Source organism: Leptolyngbya sp. FACHB-60, assembly GCF_014695775.1.
Taxonomy (GTDB): domain Bacteria; phylum Cyanobacteriota; class Cyanobacteriia; order Phormidesmidales; family Phormidesmidaceae; genus Nodosilinea.
In genome coordinates this window covers 1-17,680 of the sequence record NZ_JACJOX010000076.1, presented here as the reverse complement: position 1 = coordinate 17,680, position 17,680 = coordinate 1, and the positions used below count along the sequence as shown (strand labels likewise).

Genomic DNA, 17,680 nt, shown 5'->3' with positions numbered 1-17,680 from the left:
GGCCACACCAACGGGTGGCATCTCCAGGTAAGCTGCCAGCGGCTCAAAATTAGAAAAGGATGCGGCTAACCGCATCCTCGCTCTCAACCCACGGCGCTCTCTCCGTGGATCTTGGTTCTGCTAGGGTCGTTGGCGAAGGCAACCTGTGACGTGAGGGTTGCCGTTAGGCCAAGGAGTAGCAGAATAGCTCAATGGTTAAAACTCGCTCTCTGGCTTAGGCTCTTCAACTTTGGGGGAAGAATCCAGAAAGATGTCGGTGGCTTTGAGCTGGAGCCCGGCCCGCGCCTGGGAGTCAGTTTTGCTGACGTAGGGGGAGGCATCGATCGCCCCGCTAGCGATAATCAATGAGCCTTTTTTAACGTGGGTGAGCTTGCGCCAGGCGGGGGAGCCTTCCCACACGCTGATATCAACGGTAAAGCTGTCGTTGTCTTTGCGGCTGGGAATGCGCTCGACGTAGATAGTCATTTCGGCTACCTGGGCACAGCCGCCGGTTTTGCGCTCAACATTACGCACCTGAGGGTCGGCGGCAACATTGCCGGACAGAGTGAACAGATTTAATCCGCGACTGGACATAGTTGAAGTCTCCACAGGGTAGATGCACTAGACCCCGCCCGACGCGACAGATGCCTGTGGCTTTAATATGCACAAGCTAAATTCACAATTTACTATGGATTTTTACGTAATTTTTTAGACTAACGCCTACGTATATTTAGCAGCGTGGAGAAAGGGAGGATTGTAAAGTTGGCTTCGGCCAGGGTCCGGCTTAGCGATATGCTAGGCCTGAAGGAATTACAGTGCTATGACCACCCAATCGGTAAACCAAGCTGACCGCAAACTTTGGCTAGCGGCTATAAAGCCCCCTATGTATAGCGTTGCCATCATGCCGATGGTGGTGGGCAGTGCGATCGCCTACGCTGAAACTGGCCAGTTTGACGGCGGTATTTTTGCGCTATTTCTGTTGGCGGCGGTGCTTATTTTGGCCTGGGAAAACCTCAGTAATGATGTGTTTGACTCGGAGACAGGCATTGATGTCAATAAGGCGCATTCTGTTGTTAACCTCACGCGCAGTCGGCGATTGGTTTTTGCTTTAGCAAACCTGTGTTTGGGCTTAGGCATCGCCGGCATTGTGGCGATCGCGGCCTACCAGCAAGACCCCACCGTGCTGGCGATCGTCCTGCTGTGCTGCGGACTGGGCTACATGTACCAGGGGCCACCCTTTCGCCTGGGCTACCAGGGGCTGGGAGAAGTGCTGTGCTTTTTTAGCTTTGGCCCCCTGGCCATGGGGGCGGCCTACTATAGCCAGACCCAGAGCTGGTCTTGGAGTAGCCAAATGGCAGGGGTGATGGTGGGGCTGACCACGACTCTGGTGCTGTTTTGCTCCCACTTTCACCAGGTGGAGGATGATATTGCGGCGGGCAAGCGATCGCCCATTGTGCGTCTGGGCACAAAGCGAGGGGCGGCGCTCATTCCATGGGTATGTGGGATTGTGTTTGCGATCGCTGCCTTGGGCCTGGTGCTTGGCCTATTCCCTATCTGGACAGCACTAGTATTTGGCAGCCTGCCGTCGGCCTGGCGGTTGAGTCGCCACGTTACCCGCTACCACGACCAACCCCAGCGGGTCTTCAACGCCAAATTCTTTGCCATTGGCTTTCACTTTTGGAGCGGGGTGCTGTTGAGCCTGGGGTTTTGGCTAAGCGCCTATGGGCGTTGAGCTAGTGGTTCGCTCTTACCGTAGGCGATTTGCTCAGCCATTGCACACCGCCCACGGCCCGTGGGTATGGCGAGAGGGCCTGCTAATTCGTCTGACAGATGGCCTGGGGCGAGTGGGCTACGGCGAAGTGGCCCCGATTCCTTGGTTTGGCAGCGAATCGGTGACAGAAGCCCTAGCGTTTTGCCAGGCTCAGGGGGAAGAATGGCGATCGCAGCCCATTCCCAATGGGCTGCCGGCCACCCAGTTTGGGCTAGAGTCGGCAGCGGCGGACTTAGATACGGAAAACTCTGCTGGTGGGCAAGAACCGGCGATTCCTGCGGATAGCTTTGCTAACGCAGCCATCTGCGGCCTTCTGCCCGCTGGCGAAACGGCGGTAGAAATCGCTTCCCAGCGCATAGCTCAAGGCCATCGCACTTTAAAGTGGAAAATTGGCGTGCATCCCATCGCTGACGAAATTTACTGGTTAAATCAGTTGGTGCAAGCCCTGCCCCCCGATGCTCGACTGCGGCTGGATGCCAATGGCGGGCTGAATCTGGCCCAGGCCGAGCAATGGCTGGCAGCCTGCGATCGCATCAATGCCAGTCCGCAGTTGGCCACGGTTGAACACCTGGAGCAGCCGTTGCCGCCCAGTCAGCTAACAGCGATGACAGCATTGGGGGAGCGATATCAAACCGCGATCGCCCTAGATGAGTCGGTCGCTACAGTGGCTCAGCTAGAGAATTGTTGGCAACGGGGCTGGCGAGGGGTGTTTGTGGTCAAACCTGCGATCGCCGGTTCACCCCAGAAGTTAGAAGCATTCTGTCAACAGTATCAGCCCCGCCTCGTCTTTTCCTCTGCCTTTGAAACTGTGATCGGACGACAGGCCGCATTGGCAGTTGCCGCCCGCTGTTCTCCTTCCCCGGCGCCAGCCCTGGGCTTTGGTACCCAGGGCTGGTTTGCCGACGATTGGGATACCCTCACCCCCGCCGAACTATGGGACAGACTCTAAAGGCGCTGCTTCAAACTCGCTGGGGGGACGATTGGCTAATTGGCCCTAGCAGTCAGGAGTTTTGGCAGCGTTTAAGCGAACTTACCCCTGTTTTTGCGACCTACAGAGAATCCTGCGGTTCACACACCCCCGGAGTCTTGATTGCCGAACCTGACCCGCTTCAGTTTTTGGCGACCTGCATGGCCGCTTGGTCAGAAGGCTGCACCGTGGTATTGGTCAATCCTCGCTGGAGCGATCGCGAGCGCCAGCAGGTGCAAGCCCTAGTCAACCCTAAGTGGGATGCTCCAGTTGGGCTGAAAATTAAGAGCTACCCCTGCCAGGTAGCGGCAAGTCAGCCAGGGCAAATTCTCATTCCCACAGGCGGCTCGTCCGGACAGATCAAATTTGCGGTGCATAGCTGGGATACCTTGAACGTCTCCATTGAAGGATTTCGATCTCACTTTGGGGTTGGGGCCGTGCAATCCTACTGTGTGCTGCCGCTGTTTCACGTCAGCGGGCTAATGCAGGCGCTACGGGTGCTGGCTTCGGGAGGCTGTCTGGCACTGCAATCCTACAGTGACCTCAAAGGCGGAAAAAGAGCTGCTTTGCCCAGCGGTGGGTTTCTCTCACTAGTACCGACTCAGCTGCAAGAATTGCTGGCTTTGGGCGGTGAGTTTATCCCCTGGCTGCGGAGTTTTCGGGCGGTGTTGCTGGGGGGCGCTCCAGCCTGGCGATCGCTCCTCGACCAAGCCCAGGCAGATCAAATTCCTGTTGCCCTCACCTACGGCATGACCGAAACCGCCGCCCAGGTCGCCACCCTACTACCAGAGGAATTTTTGGCGGGGCACCGCAGCAGCGGCAGACCCCTGCCCCACGTCAATCTCACTATTCTCAACGACCAGGGCCAGCCCCAGCGATCAGGACAGCCCGGTAAAATTGTCATTCGCTCCAATTCCCTAGCCCAGGGATATCTACCATCTGCTGGGGCGGCGATCGCGGCAAATTCTCTCACCACCGATGACATTGGCTATCTCAATGACGGGGGCTATCTATATATTGTTGGGCGCAGCAGTACCAAAATTATTACCGGCGGCGAGAACGTATTCCCTGAAGAAATTGAGGCGGTGCTGCTGGCGACGGGCTGGGTGAGCGATGCCTGTGTGGTGGGGTTGCCGTGCGATCACTGGGGTCAGCGGCTCTGCGCCCTGGTGGTGATCAATTCCCCAAACTTACTGCACGATCTACCCGATCGCCTGCGATCGCGGCTGGCCCCCTACAAACTACCCAAGCAGTGGATTCTCATCAGTGCCCTGCCTAGAACCGCCCAGGGCAAACTCAGCCGTCCCCAGTCCTTGGCTCTGGCCCAAAAGATTTTAGGTATGGACGGTTAAAGTTCCTGACTCATTTCACGGGTTTGATCCAGTTCTGCTGCCGTGCTAGCTCTAGGCTGGCGGCAGAACTGGCAAAGATGAGCAGGCTTTCGGCGATCGCCGCTGCAAAGGGCCAGCCGTGCAGGCTCACCGCCGCCGCCACATTCACCAGGGCCAACCCCCGCACCAGGCTAAAGGCCAGTACCACTCCGGCTTTAAGCTGAGAGTTTTCGTCTTGGCGCACAGCGTATCGATAGGTAATGCCAAACAGCCCGCCGGAGAGGCCCGCGATCGCGGCGCTGACCCAAAAAGTGCTGCCGCTGAGACCCGATGCGATCGAGGCTAACGCCCCGTCCCAACCGAGGGATGGCACACGGTGGGCCAGCAGGAGCCCAGCCGCCACCATACCAGCAGCGATACCTGCCAATACGGCTGCCTTCAGCGACTCAATTCGGTCTTCATCGGTAAACGGACGTTCTATGGGCAGAGGCATAGATTGTTCATCTCTGTGATCAGTAAGGTTAGCCAATTCAGACGAAACGATTGGCGAGCTTAACAGTCCGAAGGTTCGCAAAATTCAAGCGGCTGAATCAGCTATGGCATCGTCTTTGGGGCAGAAACATCACTTTTGAGCGTAAAACCCTAAATGGTTAGCCACCGGACGCTCCCGCATTAGAATTTTGGTATGAATGGGAGCATTTAGAACCGTTGGCCTTGACCCGGTTTTAACGACTAAGGTGGATGAACCCCCACCGTCTAAACAGAGCGCCGTGTCAACCTCAAGCTGACTGAAGACTTCGGTTAGCTCTGCCAGGGTAATGCCCTCACTGTAGAAAGGCTGCTTGCCATCAACGATAGCCAACCATAGAGTTTCCCCCGTCTTGTCTACAGCAACTGCCGTACGAGAGTAGGGCTGATCCGACTCGGGCTCACCTTTAAGGGCAACCGGATTGTTGTTAAGGATTAACAGATCCCGGCCTGCAACGGCATGGGCGGTACCGACAGGACATTCGCCTGTCCCCGAGATTTGGGCACGATTAGCTGGAGAAATACAGAGGGCTGGCCAATCTGCCTCAGCAGAAGCATAGGCATTGCCATTGGAAATAGCTTGGCCCACCAGATTGACGCGATCGCCCGTGTGGGGATAAAAGTCCCAAGGTGCCTTTTCACGAAACGGATAAAAGTAATTGGCATTGATGGCCAGCTGCAGGTCAAATTCCTGCAAGAAGTCTGACGCCGTCCGTGCAGTGGTCTCGCCCCGATCGTCTGCAGGTCTGCCAGGAGTAGTAAATGCTCGGATGCCAGGGGTTGTCAAATCAAGGGTAATGAGATGAAGAATGTAGGGGCGAGGCGAAGAATATACGCTTCGCTGATAGCTAATTCCTGGAAAAAGGGTTTGCTGAGTCAGCGTGTGAGGGGGGCGCTGAAAACAGAGCTGTGCATATAAAATCAAAGGCAGCAACAGCACTGTTGCGACTATTAACTGCCATTGTCGTCCTACTCTTTTCAGCACGGATAGCGTATGGGTGATTTGGATTCCCTCGATTTTAGCAATCGGGATTTACGCAACCGCTCCTTTAGGGGCAGAAACCTGAGTGGTGCTGATTTTGAAGGTTCTGATATTCGAGGCTGTAACTTTGGCCATGCCCAACTGGTGGGGGCTAATTTTGAGCGCGCTAGAACAGGACAGACCCGTCGCCAAGTGTTTCTACCGCTTGTGGTTGCTGGAGCGTTTGCTTTAGCGCTTGCCTATGGACTGAGCCACATGGTTTTTGGCGCTTTGGGGCAGACGCCAGAGCAATCGGCCTGGATGTCTGTCGTAATGCTACACATCTTTTCAGGAGTGGCGGGGGTTGGTTCGGCTAGCCGCGCTTTATTCGGGTGGGGTGGCAGGGTTGGTCGAGCAGGGATGCACCTATCTGGCGTGTGTTCGGCGGCGTTGGTAGGTTTTTTCTACCTTGGCAACTACTTTGACCAGAGCCTTAAGGCTGCGATCGCAGGTGCAGTTGCCGGGGCCGGCCTCGCGGTCGTCTTCGGTTTGATGGCTAAGAAGCCCATGGGAGTGATCATTCCCGCCTTGGGCGCAATTGCGGCCTATGGGTTCTCCTTTTTAGTATGGACTGCGGCGATCGCCCATTTGAGCGCTAGGCAATACATCTGGGGGGTTTGCTTGGGCGCTTTGTCGCTGGCCTATGTAGGGTTTGCCATCTGCTCGCTGCAGGCATTGGGTCACGGGGTCAGCCAGCTGATTGGCACCTCTTTTCGAGGAGCCAATCTAACCAATGCTCAATTTGACCAGGGGAACTTAAAAAATACTGATTTTTCGAAAGCAATCGGTCGGTAAAGACAGCCGACGGCAAAGTTGTGCGGCGGCAGATAACCTTGAACAAGGTTTTAGTTGGATGCGGGGAAAGAGCCCTTGGTTGACGCCTCAACTCGCTCTAGCCAGCCGCGCATTTTGCCGGGGTTGAGCAGCCCGTAGGGGTCAACCTCGGCTTTGAAATCTACCTGAACCGCGTCCACCTTTTTCATGCCGCCGTCTTCGAGCAGATAGGTGTGGGGGTTAGCAATCAGCGCGCCGTTGTCTTCGTGGTAGCGAATAATTTCCGCCAGCCGTTCAGGGGTCGAGTAGCGCACAATTTGCAGCGCCGCCGGAATCGTGTTGCCCCCCATGCGCAGATACTCCAGATGCATGATCACCTCGTCGCCAAAGTGTTCATGGAAGTGGCGCACCCGCTCCAGCTTCGGATCGTAGGGAAACAGAGTTTGCAAGTAAGTGAGCGAGGGGTCAACGCTGCGGGCGTGGAGAGTGGTGTGGTTCCAGGTGAACTCGGCCAGGGGAGCGCCTTTGCTGGCCTCCTGGGCCGATTTGCTGGAGGTGATAGTGCCGCCAAATCCCTTCACCAATTCGCCAAACAGAGCTAGGGAAGGCTCGGCCACCATCAGCAGTGCCACCGCTTTGCCCTCAGGCAAGTAGGGCTTCAGCGGCGCAAAATAGCTGGGGATCGGCCAGGCGTGGATGCTGATCAGCTTTTTGATCAGGCCATCGGCATCGCCCAGGGCTTGGCCAAAGTGGGCGGCGGTCATAAAGTCATCGAAGGCCACAATTACTTCCGCCCAGGGGTAGGCTGGACCCAGGGGAATTTCTAGCCCGGTAATAATGCCGTTGGTGCCGTAGGCATGGTTGACCTTTTGCACCTCGTCGCCGCGTAGCTCGATCACCCGAGGATGGTCTTCGAAGGTGACTACGCGTACGGCGTTGAGGTTGCCGCGATCGCGCAATTGCCCATAGCTAATCGACCCAATGCCGCCGCTGCCGCCGCCAATAAAGCCGCCAATGGTCGCCGTGCGGTAGGTCGAGGGGTACATCCGCAATTCCCAGCCGGTTTCACGGGTCACTTTGTCGATCGCCGCCAGCTTGGCCCCCGGCTCCACCCAGGCCACCCCTGGCTCTACCCGCTTTACCGCATTCATTTTGCTCAGATCTAGCACCACTCCGCCCTCGAGGGGAATGCACTGGCCATAGTTGCCGGTGCCCGCCCCTCGCACGGTGACGGGCACCCGCGCCTCGACGCAGACCTTGGCTGCTGCCAGCACTTCGGCCTCGCTAGTAGGGCGCACAATCAAATCGGCCACGAGGTCGGCTAGCTGCCCTTGCAGCACCGGGCTGAAATAGTAATAGTCCTTGGAGAGTTTCTCGCGCTGGTTGGGGTCGCGAATAGTTTCGATCGTGCCAAAGGCTTGAGCTAGAGCATCCCAGTCAGTAGCGGGGCGAGCCAGGGTCATAGACGAGTCAACCAGTAGAAGATTGCTGTTGCTAGTGTAAGGTGCCGGTTGGGTGGCTGATCTGTATAGAAGAGTGCGATCGCCGCCACAATTTATAGCCCTAAAAGCAAAGGGCCAAGGCAGCTTCCTACCCTGGCCCCGTTGTGCGTGCGATCGCTGTTAGCGCCTAATGCTAAATAACAGGAACCGAGCCATCGTGGTAGCGACGCAGGTTTGCGCCCAGGGACCGGAGCTTGCCCTCCAAATCGTCGTAGCCGCGATCGAGGTGGTGTAGACCCTGGATGGTGGTGGTGCCTTTGGCCGCTAGACCGGCCAGCACTAGAGCAGCCGAGGCTCGCAGGTCGGTGGCCAGTACCGGGGCCCCCGAGAGCTGGTGAACGCCCTTGATAATGGCGCAGTTGCCATTGAGGCGAATGTCGGCCCCCATACGATTAAGCTCGGCTACGTGGCGCAGGCGATTTTCAAACACCGTTTCGGTGATCAGGCTGCTGCCCTCACAGACCGCCATCAGCGCCATAAACTGGGCCTGCATATCGGTGGGAAAGCCCGGAAATGGCCCGGTTTGAATATCGGTGGGGGTAATGGTGTGAGAGGGCACGTAGCGCACGCGGCTGGGGCCATCGACCACCACCTGCCCGCCAATTTCTTGAAGCTTGGCAATCACGGCGGTGAGGTGCTCAGGAATCACCGGATGTAGGCTGATTTCAGAGCGGGTGATCGCCCCCGCCACTAGCAGAGTGCCGGCCTCAATGCGATCGGGAATGATGCCGTAGTCGGTGCTGTGCAGGCTAGGCACCCCGACGATGGTAATGGTGTTGGTGCCCGCGCCGCGAATCCGCGCCCCCATGGCCCGGCAAAAATTGGCCAAGTCGGTGACTTCAGGCTCTTGGGCGGCGTTTTCGATGATGGTTTCGCCGTCGGCCAGCGTGGCGGCCATCATCAGGGTTTCGGTAGCCCCCACGCTGGGGTAGTCGAGGTAAATTCTAGCCCCTTGCAGGCGTCCGCCGCTGCCGGGTACATAGGCGTGTACGGTGCCGTGCTCAATGTGCACATCGGCCCCCATGGCCTGAAGCCCGCGCACGTGCAGCTCTACCGGGCGAGCCCCGATCGCGCAGCCGCCGGGTAGAGGAATGCGAGCTACCCCCATGCGGGCCAGTAGGGGGCCGATGACAAAAAAGCTAGCTCGTAGACGGCTCACTACGTCGTAGGGGGCTTTGGTGTGGGCAATGGTGGTGGCATCTACCACCAGGGCATCGTCTTCGCGCTTAAGACCTACCCCGAGGGCGGTAAGCACCTCCCCCATGCGCTCAATATCCATCAGGTGAGGAATATTGCGAATGCGGCAGGGTTGCGAGCAGAGCAGGGTACCAGCCATGACCACCAAGGCGGAGTTTTTGGCTCCACTGATGGTCGCTTGACCCCTCAGGGGAGTACCGCCAATAATTTCAAGGACAGCACCATCCGCTTCGGCAGCGGCTACAGGGTTGGGTAAACCAATGGACGTAACGATAGCGGTGTCCTCCACGACTGATAACTCCACCTTTTCCCAAATTTCGTCTAGATTCTACTCGAAATCATCAATTTCGCCACAGTAATCAAGACTTATTTGCCGGGCTTGGCCACATCAGGATAGCCGATTCACTTAAAATCACGAAATCTTTTTTTACACACTTGACTCTGGTGCAAACTCAGTGCATGATTACAAATCGCGGCGGTAATACGCCCAGCCAGCGGAACTGGCGGAATTGGTAGACGCGCTAGGTTCAGGTCCTAGTGTTAGCAATAACTTCCGGGTTCAAGTCCCGGGTTCCGCATCTCATAGTCGTTAGCGACAGTCAAACGGTTAACCAGGGGATTACGTCATGCTTACGAGCCTGCAAAATCCCCTGGTTAAACTTTTTAGAAAGCTGCACCAGGCTAAGGCGCGGCGATCGCAGAGCCAATTTTTGCTCGAAGGCACCCACCTCATTCAGGAAGCCCTCGCCACCCACTACCCAATTGAAATTGCCTGCTATACCCCCGATTGGCAGCAGGCCCATCCCAATTTAGCCCTGGAGCTAGAAGAGCGGGCCGAGCGGGTCGAACTGGTGTCAGATGCGCTGTTGGAAGGCATGGCCACGACCCAGCATCCCGATGGAGTCGTGGCGATCGCTCCCCAGTTCCTCCGCCCCCCCAACCTTGACGTTCAGGGCATAGGGCTAGCGGTAGAAACCCTGCAAGATCCCGGCAACCTGGGCACAATTATTCGAACGGCGGTAGCCGCCGGGGTGGATGGCCTGTGGCTGAGCGCCGACAGCGTCGCCCCCGACCACCCCAAGGTGCTGCGGGCCTCAGCGGGCCAGTGGTTTCGGCTGCCCCTGACGGTAGTGGGTGAGTTGAATGATCTTCTGGCGAACTGGGATCAGGCCGGGGTGCAGCTGGTGACCACCAGTTCCCACGCCACGGTGGACTATTGGTCGGTGGATTTCACCAAACCCACGGTGATTGTGCTGGGCAATGAGGGAGCAGGCTTATCGGCAGACCTTCAGTGCCAGGCTACAGTGCAGGTGCGCATTCCCATGGCAGGGGCGGTGGAGTCGCTAAATGTGGGGATTTCGGCGGCCCTGCTGCTCTACGAGGCGCGGCGGCAGCGGTGGGCCAAAGCCCAAGATTAGGCCAAGCTTAGGAGTTGTCTGATTGCTCTCGGTGGTCAAGAATGAAAGGAAACTCTGTTGGTCGCAGTATCCATACCCTGCGACCCTGGTCTACGGCCCAGGTTTGCGGCTAGGCTGAGGGCACATTCCCCAACCACCTAGCTGGCCACTTAAGCTGAAGTTAATCCCGTTTGGACTACCTGTTCAGGAGCCTGCTGTGAGCGACGCATTTGATTACGACCTGCTGATTATTGGTGCTGGGGTAGGGGGCCACGGTGCCGCCCTGCATGCGGTAAAGCGGGGGCTGAAGACCGCCATTGTTGAAGCTGATGTGATGGGGGGCACCTGCGTAAACCGGGGCTGCATTCCTTCTAAGGCACTGCTGGCGGCGTCGGGCCGAGTGCGGGAGCTGCGCAACGAGCACCACCTCAAGTCCCTGGGCATTTCGGTGGGGAACGTCACCTACGATCGCGAAGCCATTGCCGACCACGCCAAAAATCTGGTCAGCAAGATCCAGGGCGATATGACCAACAGCCTCACCCGGCTGGGGGTCGATATCATTAAGGGCTGGGCGCGGCTGGCGGGGGAGCAGAAGGCGGCGATCGCCACCCCCGACGGCGAAAAAATTGTTACGGCTAAAGATATTATTCTGTCGCCTGGCTCGGTGCCCTTTGTGCCCCCCGGCATTGAGACCGACGGCAAAACCGTCTTTACCAGCGATGAAGCCCTGAAGCTTGACTGGCTGCCCGACTGGATCGCCATTATCGGCAGCGGCTACATTGGCCTAGAGTTTTCCGATGTCTATACCGCCCTGGGCTGCGAAGTCACCATCATCGAAGCGCTGGATCAACTGATGCCCACCTTCGACCCCGACATCGCCAAGATCGCCCAGCGGGTGCTGATTGCCCCCCGCGACATCGAAACCCGCGCTGGGGTGATTGCCCAAAAAGTCACCCCTGGAACCCCAGTGGTGATCGAGTTAGCCAATCGCGAAACCCGCGAGGTCGTGGAAACCCTGGAGGTGGACGCCTGCCTGGTGGCCACCGGGCGCATCCCAGCGACAAAAGATTTGGGTCTAGAAAAAGTCGGTGTCGATGCCGATCGCCGAGGCTTTATTCCGGTGGACGACCACCTGCAGGTGCTGCGGGATGGCCAGCCAGTACCTCACCTATGGGCGATCGGTGACGCCACTGGCAAAATGATGCTGGCCCACGCCGCCTCGGCCCAGGGCATTCTCACGGTAGAAACCATCTGTGGCGAGCCGCGCCAGCTCAACTACCTCAGCATTCCGGCGGCAGCCTTTACCCACCCCGAGGTCAGCTTTGTGGGGTTGACAGAACCCGCCGCCAAGACCCTGGGCGAGGCCGAGGGGTATGCCATTGACACCGTAAAGACCTACTTTAAGGGCAACTCCAAGGCTCTGGCTGAGGGCGAGGGCGATGGGCTCGCCAAGGTAATCTACCGCAAAGACACTGGCGAAATCCTCGGCGCTCACATTATTGGTATGCACGCGGCGGATCTGATTCAGGAAGCAGCCAATGCGATCGCCAACGGCCAGACCGTCACCGAATTGTCGTTCTGCGTCCACACCCACCCCACCCTCTCGGAGGTGCTCGACGAGGCCTTTAAGCGGGCCGTCGTGGTCTCCACCTGATCCCCGCAGGGTGGGCAATGCCCACTCCCCTATGAGTCAAATCCGGGGAATATCGCCCCTGATAATGGCCGGAGTTCCATAGCCTTGAGTAGCTGGTAATTAGCTCAGACAGTGGTGGGCATTGCCCACCCTACAGTCCAAAATCGCCCTAAAATCGTCAATTTAAACGTCAAAGATGAAGATTCGTCGTCGCCCTCCCAATCCCGCTGTTGCAGTCAAACACTTGCAATACCAAATCAAAGTGGATGATGCCGAACCCCGAAATATCTTAGAAAAAATCGTTTGGCACAAAGAAACTGAGGTCGCTCAGCTACGGGAGCGCTTGCCCCTGGCCGATCTGCAACGGCAGGTGCTCGATGCGCCCCCGCCCCGCAACTTTGTTGCCGCTCTGCGCGATGGCCGCACCACGCCAGCGCTGATTGCTGAGGTCAAAAAGGCTTCTCCCAGCCAGGGAGTAATGCGGCCTGACTTTGACCCGGTGGCGATCGCCCAAACCTACGCCGCCCACGGAGCCACCTGCCTCTCGGTGCTCACCGACAAAACCTTCTTCCATGGTGATTTCGAGTACCTAACCCAGATTCGGGAAGCGGTTGACCTGCCGCTCTTGTGCAAAGAGTTCATCATCTACCCCTACCAGATGTATCTGGCTCGGTCGAAGGGGGCCGACGCGGTGCTGCTGATTGCCGCCATTCTCTCTGACCAAGATCTGGTCTACTTTGCACAGATTGCCAAAGCCCTAGGGATGGCAGTACTGGTCGAAGTTCACACCTTAGAGGAGTTAGATCGGGTGCTGGCGGTGCCGAATCTGGCGCTGATTGGCATCAACAATCGCGATCTAGAAACCTTTACCACCCGCTTAGAGACCACCGCTGAGCTAATCGCGGCGCGGCGCGAGGCCCTTGCTGCCAGCAATGCTCTGGTGGTCAGCGAGTCGGGCATTCATATCCCAGCAGACCTGCGGGCGGTAACGGCGGCCGGAGTGGGGGCCGTGCTGGTGGGCGAGTCGCTGATTCGGCAACCCGACCCAGGGCTGGCCATTGACCAGCTTTATGAAAAAAATACGGACTAGATACTGAAGTCTTTAACGACTTCCTGGTTTAATCAACAGATCTCACCCTGGGGCACCGCAATGGCAAATCTAGGCAAACCGCTCCCGCTACCCTCCCACATTCATTACGAGCTGCTGCTGCGATTGCTAGAGCAGCAGACGATGTCGGTGGCCTACCAAAATCCTCAGATTCGGGTGCAGGTGCAGGACTTGATCGTTGCCCTGCGTAAGGCTCTGTCGCAGCAGCGTCAGCTTGAAGAAACCTGTAGACAGGTCAAAATCGACGTTGAATATCAGTGGTCGACGAATCAGCTGGGCGATCGCTTTTTACCTGAAGATGTCGCTCCCTAGGGGCAAGACTTGGCAAAACGGTGATTCTCGCTACTTCCAGTGGCTTTTTTCCTCTGCAAGCTATATTAAGTTCACTTTGAGGCCGATGGATATCCATCGTCGGGTGCTGGTTAGAAACCGCGCCCTTGCCCTAAAGTGTTGCTGCTAACCGGGCAACCCCAGCCCTATCGCCCCAAATAGTTTGTGAGGAAAGACCATGAAACGACGCCGGTTTTTGGCATCCACCGCCGCTGTTGCTCTGACTATTGTGGGTCTAACTACAGCCTGCGGGGGCGGTCAATCTGCCGGAGGCGATGGGGCGGCCGGGGGTGACGGGGCGGCCGGAAACGGTGAGTCGGGAGGCGGTGTTTTGACCATGGCCACCTCCGCTGACTACCCCCCCTACGAGTTTGTCGAAACCGCTGGCGGTGCCGAGGAAATCGTAGGATTTGACGTCGATATTGCCCGCCACATTGCCGAAGAGCTGGGTTACGAGCTAGAGATTACCAACATTGACTTTAACGGCTTGATCCCAGCGTTACAGGCGGGGCGGGCCGACTTTGTAATGGCGGGCATGACCCCCACCGAAGAGCGCAAGCAAAACGTCGATTTCTCTGAAATTTACTACGAGGCTAGGCAGACCATTGTGTTTCCGTCAGGGGGTGGCATTGCTTCTCCAGCTGACCTAGAGGGCAAAACCGTGGGAGTACAGTTGGGCTCTATTCAAGAAGAGCTTGCCAACAAGCTGGTTGAAGAAACCCCTAGTATCGAGCTGTCGCCCCTCAACCGCATCAACGAGATCGTGCAGGAACTTAAGTCGGGCCGCGTTGATGCTGCCATTATCGAAGACACTGTGGCGAAGGGATTTTTGGAGAACAACCCCGACCTAGAGTCGGTCGAAATTCCTGCAGAAGGCCCGGTGGGCTCGGCGATCGCATTTCCCAAAGACTCTGAGCTAGTGAGCGACTTTAACGAGGTGCTGGCCGAGATGGAGTCGAGCGGCCTGATGGAAGAGCTGATTGTTAAGTGGTTTGGCGACGGGGCTGAGTAGTCACGCATCAAGAACCTAGCCCTATGAACTTAGACTTAGACTTCGGCCAAATTATTCCATCGCTGCCCTTCATCCTGAATGGCATTCTAGTTACCCTCCGCTTCACAGTGCTATCAGCGCTGTTTGGCTTTACCCTAGGCACCCTGCTGTCGCTGCTCAAGATCTCTAACATCAAGCCACTAAAGTGGTTTGCGGAGTTCTACACGTCAATTTTTCGGGGTACGCCGCTGATTTTGCAGCTGGCGCTGGTGTACTTTGCCACCCCCCAGCTGATCGGCTACAAGATTTCGCCGATTGAGGCAGGGGTGTTTACCTTTTCACTCAACTCGGCGGCCTACAGTTCTGAAACTATTCGGGCCGGCATTATGGCGGTGGATAAAGGGCAGCGGGAGGCTTCCATGTCGCTGGGGGTGCCCTACCGGCCGATGATGCTCGACATTATTTTGCCCCAAGCCTTTAAAAATATTCTGCCCGCCCTGGTGAATGAGACCATTGCGCTACTAAAAGATTCGGCCCTGGTGTCTACCATTGGAGTGTTAGATCTGATGCGGCGGGCCCAGGTGGTGGCGGGGCAGACTTTTCTCTACTTCGAGCCGCTGCTAGTGGTAGGGGTAATTTACTACGTCATGGTGATGGGGCTGACTCAGGCTGCTAACGTTCTTGAGCGGAGGATGCGCCGCAGTGATTAAAATCGAGCATTTAGTCAAATCTTTTGGGCCGCTGGAGGTGCTGAAGGATATTTCTACCGAAGTAGACAGTGGGGAAGTGGTGGCCATTATCGGCCCCTCAGGGTCGGGTAAGTCGACCCTGCTGCGCTGCATTAATCTGCTAGAGGTGCCTACAGCCGGACACATCTTTGTCGGTGGCATCGACATTACATCGTCCAAGTGCGACATTCTCAAGGTGCGCCAAAATGTGGGCATGGTGTTTCAGCATTTCAACCTGTTTCCCCACAAAACAGTGATGGGCAACCTCACCTACGCGCCGATGAAGGTGAGGGGGCTCTCGAAGGCCGACGCCAGCAAAATTGCCATAGATCTGCTTAACAAGGTCGGTCTAGCGGAAAAGGCTGACCAGTACCCGTCGCGACTGTCGGGGGGGCAGAAGCAGCGGGTAGCGATCGCTCGCGCCCTAGCCATGGAGCCCGATGTAATGCTATTTGACGAGCCCACCAGCGCCCTTGACCCCGAGATGGTCAAAGAAGTGCTGGATGTGATGAAGGCACTGGTCAGAACGGGCATCACCATGGCAATTGTCACCCACGAGATGGGCTTTGCCCGCGAGGTGGCCAACCGCGTGCTGTTTCTCGATGGTGGCTACTTGGTAGAAGACGCGCCGCCGGATGTGTTTTTTAGTGCGCCGAAGAGCGATCGCGCCCAGCAGTTTTTAGAAAAGGTGTTGTAGGAGGTTCAAGGTGCACGGTATAGAGCGTATGACAAAACCGTGAACTGCAAGCCGTATACCTTGAACCCTATACCCCCTAACCCAAAACCCCAACTCTCAACCTCCTAATTCGTCTAAGCTAGGCAGAGGTTCTAGCTGAGTAAATTATCATGTCTGTGCTTACGGTGCCGTCTGCTTGGAAAATTCGCGATTGCACCTTGACCTGGGGCAGCCGCACCTACCTGATGGGGGTGCTCAACGTCACTCCCGACAGCTTTAGCGACGGTGGCCAATTTAACACCGTTGAGCGAGCCGTGGCCCAGGCGCGCCATCTGGTGCACCACGGCACCGATATTCTTGACATTGGCGGCCAGTCTACCCGACCGGGGGCCGAGTCGATTTCCCGTATCGAAGAGCTGGAACGGGTGATTCCGGTGATTGAGGCGATTCGTCGAGATGACGACGACACCCTGGCCCAGGCGATTATCTCAGTAGATACTACCCGGTCGTCGGTGGCGCGGGCAGCAGTAAAGGCTGGGGCCGACATTGTCAACGACATCTCAGCGGGCACCTACGACAATGCCATGCTCTCGACGGTGGCTGACCTGGGCGTTCCGATCATGATTATGCACCTGCGGGGCACCCCGATTACCATGCAGCAGCGCACCGACTACCACGATATGGTGGGCGAAATTTACGAATTTTTGCAGCACCAGATTGAAGCGGCGATCGCCGTTGGCGTCAAACCCAGCAAAATTGCCGTTGACCCCGGTCTGGGTTTTGCCAAAACCTCTGCCCAGAGCCTAGAACTGCTGCGGCAGCTCAGTCGGTTTCGCGATCTGGGGCGGCCGCTGCTGGTAGGACCCTCTCGCAAGAGTTTCATCGGCTGGATTTTAGACCAGCCCGACCCCCAGCAGCGGGTGTGGGGTACGGCGGCAACCTGCTGCGCGGCGATCGCTGGCGGGGCTGACATCATCCGCGTCCACGACGGGGCGGAGATGCACGACGTATGTCGAGTGGCCGACGCGGTGTGGCGCGGGAAGGCGTGATGGGGTAATGGGGTGGATGGGTTAGTCATGGGGCTTGTTGGTGCCGAGTAGGCCAATGAGGGTAGTGGTGCCGGTGGTCCAGAGGGCGATCGCGGTATTTAACACATGGGTTTGGGCCTCAGTAAGGGTGGGTTGGCTGGCTATGTGCAGAGCTGCGCCGCCTGAGCCAAGGGTGAGCGATAGAACAGTGGAAAAAACCAGGTTGAAGGCGGGTGGTGTTTTGGTGGGTTGCATAATGAACTCCGTGCTGTATTGGATGAGTTCATCATCGTTGGGAAGCTGCGAAAGTTCAGTCCCTACAAGGGTTTCGGACGGTATGACTTCGGTGTGAGTTGAGGATGACTTGCGCTACCCTTGGGTAAAACCGTGGTCAAGCGAGAAAAAACGGCATGGCAGAGCGATCTCTATCAGCAACACCCTACGGTCTGACCATTGCCAATAATGCCTTGACGGGATTGGGTATCAGCAAAGAAGATTTTGCGGCCAAGGTCGAGATTCAGGGCAAGACAACGACCCAAGGCATCGGCATTGCGACGGTTAAAAAATTTTTCGCGGGCAAAAGTGTAGACCGCAAGTATTTTGTTGGTATAGCGATCCGTATAAGGGTTCGGTCAGGCAAAATGACAGGATATCGAGAGGAGTATTGTGATGCCAGCTCCCTACAGCCTTGACCTGCGCCAGAAAGCGATTGCCGCGAT

19 protein-coding genes and 1 tRNA gene are annotated in these 17,680 nt (G+C 57.1%); 14 read left to right on the top strand and 6 right to left on the bottom strand.

All coding sequences use genetic code 11. From position 1 onward, the window contains the following. Nucleotides 1–195 precede the first annotated feature (195 nt). Complete coding sequence (locus tag H6F57_RS26015; protein WP_190631854.1) at nucleotides 196–573, bottom strand: single-stranded DNA-binding protein; 378 nt, start codon at nucleotides 571–573, stop codon at nucleotides 196–198. 226 nt (nucleotides 574–799) lie between these two features. Here H6F57_RS26015 and menA point away from each other — a divergent pair, with 226 nt between their 5' ends. The 3 genes from menA to H6F57_RS26000 are packed head-to-tail and all read left to right on the top strand — an operon-like array spanning nucleotide 800 to nucleotide 4,069. Next, nucleotides 800–1,711 carry a 2-carboxy-1,4-naphthoquinone phytyltransferase gene (menA, locus tag H6F57_RS26010; RefSeq protein ID WP_190631852.1) on the top strand — a complete coding sequence of 304 codons (912 nt, stop codon included), beginning with the start codon at nucleotides 800–802 and terminating at the stop codon, nucleotides 1,709–1,711. After that, on the top strand, nucleotides 1,701–2,699 hold the full coding sequence (locus tag H6F57_RS26005; protein WP_190631850.1) for an o-succinylbenzoate synthase: 999 nt from the start codon (nucleotides 1,701–1,703) through the stop codon (nucleotides 2,697–2,699). The genes menA and H6F57_RS26005 overlap by 11 nt, the downstream gene beginning before the upstream one ends. Beyond that, nucleotides 2,684–4,069: an AMP-binding protein gene (locus H6F57_RS26000; RefSeq protein WP_190631848.1), complete on the top strand. Its 1,386-nt coding sequence runs from the start codon at nucleotides 2,684–2,686 to the stop codon at nucleotides 4,067–4,069. The genes H6F57_RS26005 and H6F57_RS26000 overlap by 16 nt, the downstream gene beginning before the upstream one ends. A 10-nt stretch (nucleotides 4,070–4,079) precedes the next feature. Here H6F57_RS26000 and H6F57_RS25995 read toward each other — a convergent pair whose 3' ends face one another. Then, on the bottom strand, nucleotides 4,080–4,541 hold the full coding sequence (locus tag H6F57_RS25995) for a hypothetical protein (RefSeq protein ID WP_190631846.1): 462 nt from the start codon (nucleotides 4,539–4,541) through the stop codon (nucleotides 4,080–4,082). A gap of 129 nt (nucleotides 4,542–4,670) precedes the next feature. Further along, nucleotides 4,671–5,363, bottom strand: coding sequence for a phosphodiester glycosidase family protein (locus H6F57_RS25990; RefSeq protein WP_242025867.1), 693 nt, complete (start codon nucleotides 5,361–5,363; stop codon nucleotides 4,671–4,673). 207 nt (nucleotides 5,364–5,570) lie between these two features. Between H6F57_RS25990 and H6F57_RS25985 the strand changes: the two genes are divergently transcribed. Then, nucleotides 5,571–6,392, top strand: a complete 822-nt coding sequence (locus H6F57_RS25985; RefSeq protein WP_190631843.1) for a pentapeptide repeat-containing protein — start codon at nucleotides 5,571–5,573, stop codon at nucleotides 6,390–6,392. Nucleotides 6,393–6,442: 50 nt separating this feature from the next. Here H6F57_RS25985 and H6F57_RS25980 read toward each other — a convergent pair whose 3' ends face one another. Next, nucleotides 6,443–7,834, bottom strand: a complete 1,392-nt coding sequence (locus H6F57_RS25980) for an FAD-binding oxidoreductase (protein ID WP_190631841.1) — start codon at nucleotides 7,832–7,834, stop codon at nucleotides 6,443–6,445. Nucleotides 7,835–8,006: 172 nt separating this feature from the next. Further along, nucleotides 8,007–9,359 (bottom strand): UDP-N-acetylglucosamine 1-carboxyvinyltransferase, encoded by a 1,353-nt coding sequence (murA, locus tag H6F57_RS25975; protein WP_313933695.1) that lies wholly within the window; start codon nucleotides 9,357–9,359, stop codon nucleotides 8,007–8,009. Nucleotides 9,360–9,564: 205 nt separating this feature from the next. Here murA and H6F57_RS25970 point away from each other — a divergent pair. The 9 genes from H6F57_RS25970 (at nucleotide 9,565) to folP (ending at nucleotide 16,982) form a co-directional block, all read left to right on the top strand. Continuing rightward, nucleotides 9,565–9,648 (top strand) — tRNA-Leu (locus H6F57_RS25970). 48 nt (nucleotides 9,649–9,696) lie between these two features. Beyond that, nucleotides 9,697–10,488: an RNA methyltransferase gene (locus H6F57_RS25965; RefSeq protein ID WP_190631839.1), complete on the top strand. Its 792-nt coding sequence runs from the start codon at nucleotides 9,697–9,699 to the stop codon at nucleotides 10,486–10,488. A gap of 196 nt (nucleotides 10,489–10,684) precedes the next feature. Then, on the top strand, nucleotides 10,685–12,121 hold the full coding sequence (gene lpdA, locus H6F57_RS25960) for a dihydrolipoyl dehydrogenase (RefSeq protein WP_190631838.1): 1,437 nt from the start codon (nucleotides 10,685–10,687) through the stop codon (nucleotides 12,119–12,121). A 175-nt stretch (nucleotides 12,122–12,296) separates the two neighbouring features. Beyond that, nucleotides 12,297–13,190: an indole-3-glycerol phosphate synthase TrpC gene (gene trpC, locus H6F57_RS25955; protein ID WP_190631836.1), complete on the top strand. Its 894-nt coding sequence runs from the start codon at nucleotides 12,297–12,299 to the stop codon at nucleotides 13,188–13,190. Nucleotides 13,191–13,250: 60 nt separating this feature from the next. After that, nucleotides 13,251–13,520, top strand: a complete 270-nt coding sequence (locus tag H6F57_RS25950; RefSeq protein WP_190631834.1) for a DUF5340 domain-containing protein — start codon at nucleotides 13,251–13,253, stop codon at nucleotides 13,518–13,520. 196 nt (nucleotides 13,521–13,716) lie between these two features. Further along, nucleotides 13,717–14,550, top strand: coding sequence for a transporter substrate-binding domain-containing protein (locus H6F57_RS25945; protein WP_190631833.1), 834 nt, complete (start codon nucleotides 13,717–13,719; stop codon nucleotides 14,548–14,550). Nucleotides 14,551–14,573: 23 nt separating this feature from the next. After that, entirely contained in the window at nucleotides 14,574–15,239 is a 666-nt protein-coding gene (locus tag H6F57_RS25940) for an amino acid ABC transporter permease (protein WP_190631831.1), read from the top strand. Continuing rightward, nucleotides 15,232–15,954 carry an ATP-binding cassette domain-containing protein gene (locus tag H6F57_RS25935; protein ID WP_190631829.1) on the top strand — a complete coding sequence of 241 codons (723 nt, stop codon included), beginning with the start codon at nucleotides 15,232–15,234 and terminating at the stop codon, nucleotides 15,952–15,954. The genes H6F57_RS25940 and H6F57_RS25935 overlap by 8 nt, the downstream gene beginning before the upstream one ends. A 149-nt stretch (nucleotides 15,955–16,103) precedes the next feature. Next, on the top strand, nucleotides 16,104–16,982 hold the full coding sequence (gene folP, locus H6F57_RS25930; RefSeq protein ID WP_190631827.1) for a dihydropteroate synthase: 879 nt from the start codon (nucleotides 16,104–16,106) through the stop codon (nucleotides 16,980–16,982). A gap of 21 nt (nucleotides 16,983–17,003) precedes the next feature. Here folP and H6F57_RS25925 read toward each other — a convergent pair whose 3' ends face one another. Then, nucleotides 17,004–17,216, bottom strand: a complete 213-nt coding sequence (locus tag H6F57_RS25925) for a hypothetical protein (RefSeq protein WP_190631825.1) — start codon at nucleotides 17,214–17,216, stop codon at nucleotides 17,004–17,006. 155 nt (nucleotides 17,217–17,371) lie between these two features. Here H6F57_RS25925 and H6F57_RS25920 point away from each other — a divergent pair, with 155 nt between their 5' ends. Then, complete coding sequence (locus tag H6F57_RS25920; RefSeq protein ID WP_190631823.1) at nucleotides 17,372–17,653, top strand: hypothetical protein; 282 nt, start codon at nucleotides 17,372–17,374, stop codon at nucleotides 17,651–17,653. Nucleotides 17,654–17,680: the final 27 nt, after the last annotated feature.

Coding starts and splice junctions, on each gene's coding strand:
- H6F57_RS26015 (WP_190631854.1), bottom strand. CDS start 573: ATGTCCAGTCGCGGATTAAATCTGTTCACTCTGTCCGGCAATGTTGCC.
- menA (WP_190631852.1), top strand. CDS start 800: ATGACCACCCAATCGGTAAACCAAGCTGACCGCAAACTTTGGCTAGCG.
- H6F57_RS26005 (WP_190631850.1), top strand. CDS start 1,701: ATGGGCGTTGAGCTAGTGGTTCGCTCTTACCGTAGGCGATTTGCTCAG.
- H6F57_RS26000 (WP_190631848.1), top strand. CDS start 2,684: ATGGGACAGACTCTAAAGGCGCTGCTTCAAACTCGCTGGGGGGACGAT.
- H6F57_RS25995 (WP_190631846.1), bottom strand. CDS start 4,541: ATGCCTCTGCCCATAGAACGTCCGTTTACCGATGAAGACCGAATTGAG.
- H6F57_RS25985 (WP_190631843.1), top strand. CDS start 5,571: ATGGGTGATTTGGATTCCCTCGATTTTAGCAATCGGGATTTACGCAAC.
- H6F57_RS25980 (WP_190631841.1), bottom strand. CDS start 7,834: ATGACCCTGGCTCGCCCCGCTACTGACTGGGATGCTCTAGCTCAAGCC.
- H6F57_RS25965 (WP_190631839.1), top strand. CDS start 9,697: ATGCTTACGAGCCTGCAAAATCCCCTGGTTAAACTTTTTAGAAAGCTG.
- trpC (WP_190631836.1), top strand. CDS start 12,297: ATGAAGATTCGTCGTCGCCCTCCCAATCCCGCTGTTGCAGTCAAACAC.
- H6F57_RS25950 (WP_190631834.1), top strand. CDS start 13,251: ATGGCAAATCTAGGCAAACCGCTCCCGCTACCCTCCCACATTCATTAC.
- H6F57_RS25945 (WP_190631833.1), top strand. CDS start 13,717: ATGAAACGACGCCGGTTTTTGGCATCCACCGCCGCTGTTGCTCTGACT.
- H6F57_RS25940 (WP_190631831.1), top strand. CDS start 14,574: ATGAACTTAGACTTAGACTTCGGCCAAATTATTCCATCGCTGCCCTTC.
- folP (WP_190631827.1), top strand. CDS start 16,104: ATGTCTGTGCTTACGGTGCCGTCTGCTTGGAAAATTCGCGATTGCACC.
- H6F57_RS25925 (WP_190631825.1), bottom strand. CDS start 17,216: ATGCAACCCACCAAAACACCACCCGCCTTCAACCTGGTTTTTTCCACT.
- H6F57_RS25920 (WP_190631823.1), top strand. CDS start 17,372: ATGGCAGAGCGATCTCTATCAGCAACACCCTACGGTCTGACCATTGCC.